This window comes from Lelliottia sp. 7254-16 (assembly GCF_002922995.1).
In the GTDB taxonomy this organism is placed as follows: domain Bacteria; phylum Pseudomonadota; class Gammaproteobacteria; order Enterobacterales; family Enterobacteriaceae; genus Enterobacter; species Enterobacter jeotgali.
The window spans coordinates 92,572-105,441 of record NZ_PQVS01000016.1 but is presented as its reverse complement, the minus strand read 5'-3'; the positions used below and the strand labels follow the sequence as shown (position 1 = coordinate 105,441).

Below are 12,870 nucleotides of genomic sequence, written 5' to 3'. Positions count from 1 at the left end.
GGAGTCATGATGACCAAAGCGCTTGATTTTACGACCGGTTACGATTCACGACGCCCGCCAATGATGGGGCATAACGCGGTCGCCACCTCGCAGCCGCTGGCGGCGCAGGCTGGGATGCGGATGTTGCAACAGGGCGGCAACGCTGTTGATGCCGCGATCGCCACGGCGATGGCCCTGACGGTGGTCGAGCCGACGGGCTGTGGCATTGGTAGTGACGCCTTCGCGATTATTTGGGACGGTGAAAAGTTGCACGGTCTGAACGCGTCAGGCCGTTCGCCTGCCAGCTGGCATGCGGATCTTTATGCAGGTAAAACCGCCGTACCTGAGCTGGGCTGGGACGCGGTCACCGTACCGGGGGCTGTCTCCGGCTGGGTGGCACTGGCCGAGCGCTTCGGCACGCTGCCGCTGACGACTCTCGCACAACCGGCAATTGAATATGCGCGCAACGGTTTCCCGGTATCGCCGCTGATCGGCCATTTGTGGCAGCGCGGATATAACAAACTGAAAGATCAGCCGGGCTTTAGCGCCTGCTTTGCGCCAGAAGGACGTGCACCGCGCATCGGGGAAATCTTCCGTAACCCGGCGCAGGCTAATTCGCTGGAGCTGATCGCCAAAACCAACGGCGAAGCCTTCTATCGCGGTGAACTTGCGCAGAAAATTGCCGCCTTTGCCAAAGAGCACGGCGCGCATCTGACGGCAGAGGATCTGGCGAACCATCGCGTGGATTGGGTGGAGTTGTTATCGCGTGATTTTGCGGGTGGTTCGGTGCAGGAATTGCCGCCAAACGGGCAGGGTATTGCCACGCTCATCGCACTTGGCATTCTGGAACAGTGTGGGATCGAAAAGCATCATCCGGATTCCGTGCAGTCTCTGCATCTGTCAATTGAGGCGATGAAGCTGGCGCTGGCGGATCTCGATCGCTATGTCGCCGATGAAGAGCACATGGAGTTCGCGGCGAAAGAGTTGCTCAGCGATCATTACCTCAAATCGCGAGCGGCGCTGATCGACCAGGATAACGCCTCTGATTTCACCTACGGCGCCCCAACGCAAAGCGGCACGGTTTACCTCTCTGCCGCGGATTCCAGTGGGATGATGATCTCGTTTATTCAGTCCAACTTTATGGGCTTTGGTTCAGGCGTGGTGGTCCCGGATACCGGGATCAGCCTGCAAAACCGTGGCTGCGGTTTTGTACTTGACCCGAAACACCCGAACGCGCTGGCGGGCAGTAAACGTCCGTTCCACACCATTATTCCAGGTTTTGCGATGGACGGGCAGGGCAAACCGCTGATGTCGTTCGGCGTGATGGGCGGGCCAATGCAGGCGCAGGGGCACATGCAAATGGCGCTGCGCATTATGCTGCACGGGCAAAACCCGCAGGCGGCGATCGATGCGCCGCGCTGGCGTGTGGTGCAGGGCCGGGAAGTGATCGTCGAATCGACGTTTGATCGCAACACGATTGCGGCACTGCGCGAGCGTGGGCATCAGATTGTGGTGGAAGATCCGTTGCAGGATTACAACTTCGGCGGTGCGCAGGTGATCTATCGCATGCCGGAAGGGCATTACGTTGCCGCGACCGAAAGCCGCAAAGACGGGCAGGCGTTAGTGAGTTAAACCGTGCGGTCTGGAGCCCGGTGGCGCTGCGCTTACCGGGCCTACGAAAACACATGCGAAAACAGATGTAGGCCGGGTAAGGCGTAGCCGCCACCCGGCTTTTTTTCATCCAATGCTAAACGGATCCGCATCCTGCCACGCCGGAAACTTCTCGCGGTACTCTTTCAGCGCCGTCAGTGACAGCTCTGCATCAATGCGCGTCGCCTGATGTGGCTCCGCCGTCGCAATGATTTCGCCCTGCGGATTCACCACCCGGCTGTCGCCGCGATAGTGATGCCCGTTGCCATCCGTTCCCACCCGGTTACAGCCGACCACATACGCCTGGTTCTCAATGGCGCGGGCCATTAGCAGCGCCTGCCAGTGCAGCGAGCGCGGGGCAGGCCAGTTGGCGACGTACAGCGCCAGATCATAATCGTTGCGGTTGCGTGACCACACCGGGAAGCGCAGGTCGTAACAGACCAGCGGCAGAATGCGCCAGCCGCGCCACTCGAACACCACGCGCTCGTTCCCGGCTTCGTAGTGATGATGCTCATCAGCCATGCGGAACAAGTGGCGTTTGTCGTAGAAGTGCAGCGTACCGTCCGGCTCAACGAGCAGGAAGCGGTTCACCGGCCCGCGTTCAGTTTGCAATGCGGCGCTACCGGCGACGAGGGCGTTGGTTTGCTGCGCCTTGCTGTGCATCCAGGCGACCACCTCATCCTGCGCTAATGACTGCTTTGCCGCCTCCATCGCGAAACCGGTAGTGAACATTTCCGGCAGGACTATCACATCGCGCCCGGCGATCTCTTCGAGCTGGCGATCAAAGTGGCGCAGATTGGCGGGACCGTCCATCCACACCAGCGGCTGTTGCAAAAGGGTAATCTTCAAACCAGGCACAATCATGACTCCTCGAAAGACAGCTTTTTGACACTGTAGCACGGGAAAAAGAGAAAATGTGGCAATAAAAAACCCCGCTCGCGGCGGGGTTTGTGGAAGCGTTTCGTTTACGCCGCTTCAGGTTTGCGGACCTTCTCCGGCAGCTTTACCGGCTTGGTCGCCAGTTCATCGTGCTCGAAATCATCCACGTTGATACTGCGCAGACGGCTCTCTTCAGCTTTCACCAGCACTGCGGCTTCGTTCTGATCGATGATGCCACCGGCCAGCGCTTGTTTTGCCAGTTCATCCAGGCGGGTAAACGGCAGGTTTTTGCCCAGCTGTTTACAGATTTTCTGGTGAATCGGATCGGCGGCCATCACGTCCAGCAGCGCCTCTTCCAGCAGACCGACCGGGTTATGCGCAGTTGGTTTCAGGTACTGACCACGACCGATACGCGAGCGGGTCGCACTTGGCACCTGCAGGATCTTCGCCACTTTGTGGTCGAGGATGTCAGACGGAGCCAGATGATGACGACCGGTTGGGAAGATAACCACGCGCAGCGCACCAGCGACAAAGCGGTTCGGGAAGTTCGCCAGCAGATCGTCAATCGCCTGTTCTGCCTGGTACAGAGCATCCTGCACGCCCCAGTGGACCAGCGGCAGATCCGCTTCATGACGGCCTTCATCGTCGTAACGTTTCAGAACCGCAGAGGCGAGGAACACCTGGCTCAGGACATCACCCAGACGCGCGGAGATACGCTCGCGACGCTTCAGGCTGCCGCCCAGAACGGCCATCGACACATCTGACAGCAGCGCCAGGTTTGCACTCAGGCGGTTCAGATGCTGGTAATAACGTTTAGTTGCATCACCCGTCGGCGTGGAGCTGGTAAGACCGCGCGTCAGGCCCAGCCAGAAGCTGCGCATTTTGTTGCTGCCGACGTGGCCGATATGTTTGAACAGCAGTTTATCGAACGCATCCACATCGTTGTTTTGTGCCGCAGCCATCTCTTCCAGCACATACGGATGGCAGCGAATTGCGCCCTGACCGAAGATCATCATGCTACGGGTCAGAATGTTTGCGCCTTCCACGGTGATGGCAATCGGTGCGCCCTGATAGCCGCGCGCCAGGAAGTTGCCTTCGCCGAGCATAATGCCTTTACCGCCAGCAATATCCATCGCATCAATAATTGACTGCTGTGCGCGGTGGGTACAGTGGTACTTCACGATAGCCGACAGCACGGCCGGTTTTTCACCGAGCATGATGCCGTAAGTGATCAGCGATGCTGCAGCGTCCATCACATAGGCGTTGCCTGCGATACGCGCCAGTGGCTCTTCGATCCCTTCCATCTTACCGATGGAGATTTTGAACTGACGGCGGATATGGGCGTAAGCGCCAATCCCCATCGCGACAGATTTCAGGCCACCGGTAGAGTTAGACGGCAGGGTAATGCCGCGACCGACCGACAGACATTCCACCAGCATACGCCAGCCCTGACCGGCCATTTTCGGGCCGCCGATGATGTAATCAATCGGCACAAAGATATCCTGGCCACGGGTCGGACCGTTCTGGAATGGCACGTTCAGCGGGAAGTGACGACGACCAATTTCAACGCCAGGGGTAGAGGTTGGGATCAGCGCACAGGTGATGCCCAGATCTTCCTCGTCGCCCAGCAGTTTATCCGGGTCAGAGAGTTTGAACGCCAGACCCAGCACGGTGGCGATTGGCGCCAGCGTAATGTAGCGCTTGTTCCAGGTGAGGCGCATACCCAGCACCTGCTGGCCCTGCCACTCGCCCATGCACACGACGCCAGTATCCGGGATTGCTCCGGCGTCAGAACCCGCTTCCGGGCTGGTTAGCGCGAAGCACGGAATTTCCTGACCACGCGCCAGGCGCGGCAGATAGTGATCTTTTTGCTCTTCGGTGCCGTAATGTTGCAGCAGTTCGCCAGGGCCTAATGAGTTTGGCACGCCGACGGTGATCGCCAGAATACCTGAGACACCGGCCAGTTTTTGCAGCACGCGAGCCTGAGCGTAAGCGGAGAACTCCAGGCCGCCGTACTCTTTTTTGATGATCATCGCGAAGAAGCGATGCTCTTTCAGGTACGCCCACAGTTCTGGCGGCAGATCGGCCATTTCATGGGTGATCTCGAAGTCGTTCGCCATGCGGCACGCTTCTTCTACCGGACCATCAATAAAGGCTTGTTCTTCAGCAGTGAGGCGCGGCTGCGGGTAGTTGTGCAGTTTTTTCCAGTCCGGGTTGCCCTGGAACAGATCGCCTTCCCACCAGGTAGTGCCCGCGTCGATTGCTTCTTTTTCCGTGCGTGACATCGGCGGCATTACTTTGCGGAAACCGCGAAATACCGGGGCAGAAATCATCGACTTACGCATCGCCGGAACGTTGAACGGCAGGAGGATAATGGCCAGCGGCAGGACAAGCCAGATATTCCACAGACCCGCCAGGCCGAGCGCGGCAGTCCAGGCCAGTAAAATCAGGCTACTCAGAACTAAACTGACGCGGTGATAGAACAACACACCGAGCAGAACAACGGTTGCGATAATGCTCAAAATCATCATAACGAAAAGCTCCCTTGCTTGTAGGAGGTCTGACCACTTGTGATGATATGGTTGTAGTGGATGTTATTTCTTTTAGCAATGCATTCACAAAATAATTACAACCTGGTTCACATTGTTCAGGTTTTCGCAGGCACGAATAATCAAAACGCCGGAGGATTTGCATGGCTTTAGCTTCTCGCTCTCAACGCTATCCGGTACACTCCGTTTGTTATTCATCAATACTGAAGGATTATCCTCATGTACCAGGATCTTATTCGTAACGAACTGAACGAAGCCGCGGAGACGCTGGCCAACTTTCTGAAAGATGAAGCCAATATTCACGCGATCCAGCGTGCGGCGGTCCTGCTGGCAGACAGTTTCAAAGCCGGCGGTAAAGTGCTTTCCTGCGGTAACGGCGGCTCCCATTGCGACGCTATGCACTTCGCGGAAGAGCTGACCGGTCGCTACCGTGAAAACCGTCCGGGCTACCCGGCAATTGCGATTTCTGACGTTAGCCACATCTCCTGCGTGGGTAACGACTTCGGTTACGATCATATTTTCTCGCGCTACGTTGAAGCGGTAGGCCGTGAAGGTGATGTCCTGCTGGGTATTTCCACCTCAGGTAATTCCGGTAACGTGATTAAAGCCATTGAAGCTGCGCGCGAGAAAGGGATGAAAGTCATCACCCTGACCGGTAAAGATGGCGGTAAAATGGCGGGTACGGCGGATATCGAAATCCGTGTGCCACATTTCGGTTATGCTGATCGAATCCAGGAAATTCACATTAAAGTGATTCATATCCTGATCCAGCTGATCGAAAAAGAGATGGTCAAGTAAGTCTTCGCTGGGGGCACTCATGCCCCCGCTGTTGTGGAGGTGATGTATGTGCGAATTGCTCGGGATGAGCGCCAATGTGCCAACCGATATCTGCTTTAGTTTCACCGGGCTGGTACAGCGCGGTGGAGGAACCGGGCCGCATAAAGACGGCTGGGGCATTACCTTCTACGAAGGAAAAGGCTGTCGCACGTTCAAAGATCCGCAACCCAGCTTCAACTCTCCTATCGCCAGGTTAGTACAGGATTACCCGATTAAATCCCGCTCGGTCATTGCCCATATTCGTCAGGCAAACCGAGGGGAAGTGGCGCTGGAAAATACCCATCCGTTTACCCGTGAGCTGTGGGGCCGCAACTGGACCTACGCCCATAACGGACAGCTGACAGGCTATAAATCACTGCAAACGGGAAATTTTCGGCCAGTAGGTGAAACTGACAGTGAGAAAGCGTTTTGTTGGTTGCTGCACAAGCTGACAGAGCGTTATCCGCGCACGCCAGGAAATATGGAAGCGGTGTTTAAATACATCGGCACACTGGCCTGTGAGCTGCGTGAGAAGGGCGTGTTTAATATGCTGCTGTCGGATGGGCGTTACGTGATGGCGTTCTGCTCGACAAACCTTTTCTGGATCACGCGCCGCGCGCCGTTTGGTGTGGCCAAGCTGCTCGATCAGGATGTGGAAATTGATTTTCAAACCGAAACCACACCTGATGATGTGGTCACGGTTATCGCCACTCAGCCGCTGACGGGCAATGAAACCTGGCAAAAGATTATGCCAGGCGAGTGGGCGTTATTTTGCCTCGGGAACCGCGTAGTTTGACGCCAGTTGCGGGTGGACGACTTCATGACTCAGCGGTTTGCTGACGATGTAGCGACCATCCGCGACCGACACGGTCGGTGGCTTATGCGTTTGCTGGAAGTAGTCGTAACCCGGTTTCAGCTGTTTCCAGAAATCCGCGTAGGTCGAATACTTATGGCGCTGCATATTGGCATCGGTCATGCGGAACGGATAAATGTTCACCTGCACACCGGCCTGCCCGAACACTAATGCGCCCGTCACAAACTGGAAAATCTCATCAATACCGCTGTCCGTCATGGCGTAACAGCCAATGGAAACGCAGGCACCGTGAATCATCAGGTATTTACCTTCGTAACCATGCGCGCGATCGTAAGCATTCGGAAAACCGATGTTGATGGCTTTATAGAAGCGGCTGTCGGGTTTAAGCTGATTACGCTGAATGGTATAGAACCCTTCAGGACTTTTGAAATCACCTTGACGTTGTTTCGGGCCTAACCCGCCGGAATAGTTACAAATTTTGTAGCTATCAAGCAGCTGATATGTCTCGCCCATTTTGACAAATAGATCGAGCGTGCGTTCTTCCTTGAAGATCTGAATATAAACCGGTGATCCCATTAACTGCTGTTTATATTCTTTGCTGATCGGGGTGGTCGAACTGTCGCTGCTAAGCAGACCAGCAAACGAGACACACGGGATCAGAAGCATCGCAATGAACAATGCGATTTTACGCATACTACAAGTTCCTTGATAAAGCCAAACCAACTTGCCAGGACGGCAAAAGAGACCCGAAATCAGAATTATCTGGATTAGGAGCGCTCACATTAGCATCGCTGCATTTTTTCGCAAGCATCAAGCTTTGAGTTTACAAATTAGTTTGTATTTATAACTTATCAGGCTCTCTTTTAAACCAGGAAATGTGCGAAAAGGGGTGAACGCCAGGTCATCACGGCGCTTTTCAATTTTGATATTTTAACTGTATACTTATCCAGTAAATGTGAGGGCTGAGTATGCGCAAAATAATCCATGTTGATATGGACTGCTTTTTTGCTGCCGTGGAGATGCGTGATAATCCGGCGCTGAGGGATGTCCCGATTGCCATCGGCGGCAGCCGCGTTCAGCGCGGGGTAATCAGCACCGCCAACTATCCGGCGCGCAAATTTGGCGTGCGTAGCGCCATGCCCACGGCGATGGCGCTTAAGCTTTGCCCTCATCTCATTCTGTTGCCGGGGCGTTTTGATGCCTATAAAGAAGCCTCGGTACGTATTCGGGAAATCTTTTCCCGCTATACCTCGCTGATTGAACCGCTTTCTCTCGACGAAGCCTATCTCGACGTCACGGACAGCCTGCATTGTCACGGCTCTGCTACCCTGATGGCGCAGGAAATCCGCCAGACCATTTTTAACGAGCTGAATCTGACGGCTTCCGCAGGAATTGCACCGGTGAAGTTCCTCGCCAAAATTGCCTCTGATTTGAATAAGCCCGACGGGCAGTACGTCATTACACCTGATGACGTTCCGGCTTTTTTGAAAACGCTGCCGCTGGGTAAAATCCCCGGCGTTGGCAAAGTCTCTGCCGCTAAACTGGAGACGCTCGGCCTGCGAACCTGCGAAGACGTACAGAACAGCGATCTGGCGATGCTGCTCAAGCGCTTTGGCAAGTTTGGCAGGGTCCTGTGGGAGCGTAGCCAAGGGATTGATGAGCGCAGTATCAACAGCGAGCGCCTGCGTAAATCTGTGGGCGTTGAGCGCACTCTTGCAGAAGATATCCACGACTGGAGCGACTGCGAAACCATTATTGTCGAGCAGCTCTATCCCGAGCTGGAACGACGGCTGGCGAAGGTCAAACCCGATCTGCTGATTGCCCGCCAGGGCGTGAAACTCAAGTTCAACGATTTCCAGCAGACGACTCAGGAACACGTCTGGCCGCGCCTGAACAAAGACGATCTGATTGAAACGGCGAAAAAAGCCTGGCAGGAGCGTCGAGGGGGAAGGGGAGTGAGGCTGGTGGGGCTGCACGTTACGCTGCTTGATCCGCAACTGGAACGGCAGCTGGTGCTGGGGCTATAAAAAAGCCCGGTGGCCAGAAGGTAAATGCAAAACGGCAACCAGGTTGCCGTTTTTAGTGTTTGCACCCTCTCCCGTGGGAGAGGGCCGAGGTGAGGGCAACAGCCCGCACACTTCCCCTGTAGGCCCGGCAAACGCAGTGCCGCCGGGCACATACAGCAACTTACTTAGCCGGAATCGATTTCAGCAGTTCAGTCAGCAGCGTCCAGTAGTGGCCCACGCTTTCGATGTGCACCTGCTCGTCCGGAGAATGCGGGCCAGTAATGGTCGGCCCGATGGAAACCATGTCCATATCTGGGTACGGTTTCTTGAACAGACCGCACTCCAGACCTGCGTGAATCACCTGAATGTTCGGCGTGCTGTTGAACAGACGCTGATAGGTTTCACGCACCAGCGCCATCACTGGAGAGGTCGCATCTGGCTGCCAGCCTGGGTAGCTGCCTTTGGCGGAGGTTTTCGCGCCAGACAGTTTGCCCAGAGATTCCAGCATGCTCACCACATACTCTTTACCGCTGTCGATAAGCGAGCGAATCAGGCAGATGATTTCTGCGCTGTCATCAGTCATGGTCACGACGCCGACGTTCAGGGAGGTTTCTACCACGCCTTTCGCCACGTCAGAGTTGCGGATCACGCCGTTTGGCGTGGCGTTCAGCAACTGCACAAAGCTGTCACGAGACTGCGCGGTCAGCGCGGCTTTATCAGTGGAGACGGATTCCAGAACCACGGTCAGATTTTTCTCTTTCGCCGACAGTTCGTTTTTCAGGATATCCAGGTAGACATTCGCCAGGTTTTTCAGCTCGTCGGCTTTATTCGCCGCAACAGCTACGGTCGCGAAGGCTTCACGCGGGATCGCGTTGCGCAGCGTACCGCCGTTGAAATCAACCAGGCGCAGATCCAGCTCAGCGGCGTGTCCCGCCAGGAAGCGTGCCAGCAGTTTGTTGGCGTTGCCCAGACCTAAATGAATATCACCACCGGAGTGACCGCCTTTCAGACCTTTCAGCGTCAGCTTGAAGGTCTGGAAGCCAGCAGGAATTGCTTCACGGGTCAGCGGCAGGGTAGAGATGAAATCAATACCACCGGCGCAACCCATGTAGATCTCACCCTCTTCCTCAGAGTCGGTGTTGATCAGGATATCCGCCTGCAGCCAGTTAGCCTGCAGACCAAACGCACCGTCCATACCGGCTTCTTCGGTCATGGTCAGCAACACTTCCAGTGGACCATGCTCAACGCTGTCGTCAGCCAGCACCGCCAGCGCAGACGCCATACCAATACCGTTATCTGCACCCAGCGTGGTGCCGCGTGCTTTGATCCACTCGCCATCAATGTAGGGCTGAATAGGATCTTTAGTGAAGTCGTGTTCGGTGTCGTTATTTTTCTGCGGCACCATGTCCAGGTGCGCCTGAAGCACAACCGGTTTGCGGTTTTCCATACCGGCGGTGGCCGCTTTACGAATCAGAATATTGCCTACCTGGTCACGCTCCGCGTGCAGGCCTTTTTCCTTCGCCCAGCCCATAATATGTTCGGCAAGCTGTTCTTCGTGATAGGAAGGGTGAGGAATGGAACAGATTTTGGCAAAAATATCCCACAGTGGCTGTGGCGATAATTGAGACAGTTCAGACACGATAAGTCTCCTTGTCGTGGCGCTGCAAACAAGCTTGCAGGTCACAGGGTTAGCAGAGTGATAGTCAGCACAAGTCGGGCTTGCGAGATGAGGTTGAGAATACCACTTTCTCCGTCTGCTGCTAGCATAAAGCAAGTAAAAACTCCGCCCCGCGCCGCTAAACACTGGTTTTTAGTGCGTCAGATCTCTATAATCTCGCGCAACCTATTTCCCCCTCGAACACTTTTTAAGCCGTATATAAACAGGCTGGGACACTTCACATGAGCGAAAAATACGTCGTCACCTGGGACATGTTGCAGATTCATGCACGTAAACTGGCTGCACGCCTGATGCCTTCTGAACAGTGGAAAGGCATTATTGCCGTGAGCCGTGGCGGTCTGGTTCCGGGCGCACTGCTGGCGCGTGAACTGGGTATTCGCCATGTCGATACCGTCTGCATCTCCAGCTATGACCACGATAACCAGCGTGAGCTGACCGTGCTGAAACGCGCTGAAGGCGACGGCGAAGGCTTTATCGTGATTGACGATCTGGTCGATACCGGCGGCACTGCTGTTGCGATCCGCGAAATGTACCCAAAAGCGCATTTCGTGACTATCTTCGCTAAACCGGCTGGCCGTCCACTGGTGAACGACTACGTGATCGACATCCTGCAGGATACCTGGATTGAACAGCCGTGGGATATGGGCGTGGCATTTATCCCGCCAATCTCCAGCCGATAATTACAGTCCGAAATTATTTTTAACGCCCGGTGATGCCGGGCGTTGTTTTTTTTAGCCTCCAGCGCGTTACAATGGGTTTAATGTGACGTAATCATGGAGGCAGCGCGCAATGACCCAGGCGAATCTTAGCGAAACCCTGTTCAAACCTCGTTTCAAACACCCGGAAACGTCGACCCTTGTTCGTCGCTTCAACCCTGGCACTCAGCCTTCTGTGCAGTCCGCCCTGGACGGCAAAAACGTACCGCACTGGTATCGCATGATTAACCGTCTGATGTGGATCTGGCGCGGCATTGACGCCCGCGAAATCCTCGACGTGCAGGCGCGTATCGTCATGAGTGAGGCCGATCGTACCGACAGCGATCTGTACGACACGGTGGTCGGTTATCGCGGCGGCAACTGGATTTACGAGTGGGCCTCCCAGGCGATGCTCTGGCAGCAAAAAGCCTCTCAGGAGCAAGATCAAACCCTCAGCGGGAAGCACTGGCTTCATGCAGCTAATCTATACAGCATCGCTGCTTACCCGCATTTGAAAGGCGACGACCTGGCAGAACAGGCGCAGGCGCTGGCGAACCGCGCTTACGAAGAAGCCGCTCAGCGTTTGCCGTGCAATGTGCGCGAAATTGAGTTCACCATTCCCGGCGGGGCGCCGGTCACGGGATTTCTGCACATGCCGCCAGGCGAAGGCCCGTTCCCGACGGTGATGATGTGCGGCGGCCTGGATTCCCTGCAAATTGATTATTTCAGCCTGTTTGAGCGCTACTTCGCACCAAAAGGGGTCGCGATGCTGACGCTGGATATGCCGTCTATTGGTTTTTCCTCAAAGTGGAAACTGACGCAGGATTCCAGCTTATTGCACCAGCATGCGTTAAAAGCGCTGGAGAATATTCCCTGGGTTGATCACACCAAAGTCGCTGCCTTTGGCTTCCGCTTTGGCGCGAATGTCGCGGTACGCCTGGCTTATCTTGAATCGTCGCGCCTGAAAGCGGTGGCGTGTCTCGGGCCGGTTGTCCACGCGTTATTAAGTGACCCAACCCGACAAGCAAGCGTGCCAGAGATGTATCTCGACGTCCTGGCGAGCCGTCTTGGCATGCATGATGCATCAGACGAAGCGCTGCGTGTGGAGTTGAATCGCTATTCGTTAAAAACCCAGGGCCTGCTAGGACGTCGTTGTCCGACACCAATGCTTTCCGGATTCTGGAAAAACGATCCGTTTAGCCCGGAAGAAGAGTCACGTTTAATCACATCGTCATCTGTGGATGGCAAACTGCTTGAGATACCCTTTAGCCCGGTGTATCAGAATTTTGACAAAGCACTCAACGAGATTACACGCTGGATCACCCAGAGATTGTGTTAAGAGATTGCTAAATTTTGATGGTTTGGTAAAACAGTGGCTTCACAAAAGGAGATCGCAATGACGTTACCGAGTGGACACCCGAAAAGTAGACTGATTAAGAAGTTCATGGCTCTTGGCCCGTATATTCGAGAAGAGCAGTGTGAAGAGAATCGCTTTTTTTTCGACTGCCTGGCTGTTTGCGTCAACGTGAAGCCTGCACCCGAAAAACGGGAGTTCTGGGGCTGGTGGATGGAAATGGACGCTGAAGAGAAGCGTTTTACCTATAGCTATCACTTTGGCCTGTTTAACAAAGACGGGCACTGGGAAGCGACGACTATCAAAGATCAGGAAGTTATCGATCGCCTCGAGCTCACGCTGCGCGGTTTTCACGACAGGGCGCGTGAACTGCTGGCGACCTTGAATTTAAAGCTTGAGCCTGCCGATGATTTCACCAACCAGCAGGTTAAGCTCTCCGCATAACGCTTT

The 12,870-nt window shown here is 55.1% G+C and carries 11 protein-coding genes; 7 read left to right on the top strand and 4 right to left on the bottom strand.

Annotated features, from left to right (window positions below; all coding sequences use genetic code 11):
• Positions 1 to 9: 9 nt before the first annotated feature.
• Positions 10 to 1,611, top strand: a complete 1,602-nt coding sequence (locus tag C3708_RS18840; RefSeq protein ID WP_103947681.1) for a gamma-glutamyltransferase family protein — start codon at positions 10 to 12, stop codon at positions 1,609 to 1,611.
• 105 nt (positions 1,612 to 1,716) lie between these two features.
• Here C3708_RS18840 and C3708_RS18835 read toward each other — a convergent pair whose 3' ends face one another.
• The gene (locus C3708_RS18835) at positions 1,717 to 2,487 is read right to left on the bottom strand and encodes an amidohydrolase (RefSeq protein ID WP_103949984.1); all 771 of its coding nucleotides are present in this window, start codon (positions 2,485 to 2,487) and stop codon (positions 1,717 to 1,719) included.
• Positions 2,488 to 2,594: 107 nt separating this feature from the next.
• Complete coding sequence (gene fadE, locus C3708_RS18830) at positions 2,595 to 5,039, bottom strand: acyl-CoA dehydrogenase FadE (protein WP_103949973.1); 2,445 nt, start codon at positions 5,037 to 5,039, stop codon at positions 2,595 to 2,597.
• A gap of 237 nt (positions 5,040 to 5,276) precedes the next feature.
• On the opposite strand from fadE, the gene lpcA reads away from it, so the two are divergent.
• On the top strand, positions 5,277 to 5,855 hold the full coding sequence (gene lpcA / locus C3708_RS18825; RefSeq protein WP_095280885.1) for a D-sedoheptulose 7-phosphate isomerase: 579 nt from the start codon (positions 5,277 to 5,279) through the stop codon (positions 5,853 to 5,855).
• A 46-nt stretch (positions 5,856 to 5,901) separates the two neighbouring features.
• On the top strand, positions 5,902 to 6,669 hold the full coding sequence (locus tag C3708_RS18820; protein WP_103949972.1) for a class II glutamine amidotransferase: 768 nt from the start codon (positions 5,902 to 5,904) through the stop codon (positions 6,667 to 6,669).
• Here C3708_RS18820 and dpaA read toward each other — a convergent pair.
• Positions 6,640 to 7,380 (bottom strand): peptidoglycan meso-diaminopimelic acid protein amidase, encoded by a 741-nt coding sequence (dpaA, locus tag C3708_RS18815; RefSeq protein WP_095280887.1) that lies wholly within the window; start codon positions 7,378 to 7,380, stop codon positions 6,640 to 6,642. The genes C3708_RS18820 and dpaA overlap by 30 nt on opposite strands.
• A 275-nt stretch (positions 7,381 to 7,655) precedes the next feature.
• Here dpaA and dinB point away from each other — a divergent pair, with 275 nt between their 5' ends.
• A complete protein-coding gene (gene dinB / locus C3708_RS18810; protein WP_095280888.1) occupies positions 7,656 to 8,714 on the top strand; it encodes a DNA polymerase IV in 1,059 nt (352 codons plus the stop codon).
• A gap of 160 nt (positions 8,715 to 8,874) precedes the next feature.
• Here dinB and pepD read toward each other — a convergent pair whose 3' ends face one another.
• Positions 8,875 to 10,332 carry a cytosol nonspecific dipeptidase gene (gene pepD / locus C3708_RS18805; protein WP_095280889.1) on the bottom strand — a complete coding sequence of 486 codons (1,458 nt, stop codon included), beginning with the start codon at positions 10,330 to 10,332 and terminating at the stop codon, positions 8,875 to 8,877.
• Between the two features lie 260 nt (positions 10,333 to 10,592).
• Between pepD and gpt the strand changes: the two genes are divergently transcribed.
• From gpt to crl, 3 genes are all read left to right on the top strand, one after another.
• Positions 10,593 to 11,051, top strand: a complete 459-nt coding sequence (gene gpt / locus C3708_RS18800; protein ID WP_103949971.1) for a xanthine phosphoribosyltransferase — start codon at positions 10,593 to 10,595, stop codon at positions 11,049 to 11,051.
• Positions 11,052 to 11,160: 109 nt separating this feature from the next.
• Positions 11,161 to 12,405: an esterase FrsA gene (frsA, locus tag C3708_RS18795; protein ID WP_095280891.1), complete on the top strand. Its 1,245-nt coding sequence runs from the start codon at positions 11,161 to 11,163 to the stop codon at positions 12,403 to 12,405.
• A 57-nt stretch (positions 12,406 to 12,462) separates the two neighbouring features.
• Entirely contained in the window at positions 12,463 to 12,864 is a 402-nt protein-coding gene (crl, locus tag C3708_RS18790) for a sigma factor-binding protein Crl (RefSeq protein WP_095280892.1), read from the top strand.
• The last annotated feature ends 6 nt before the right edge of the window (positions 12,865 to 12,870 follow it).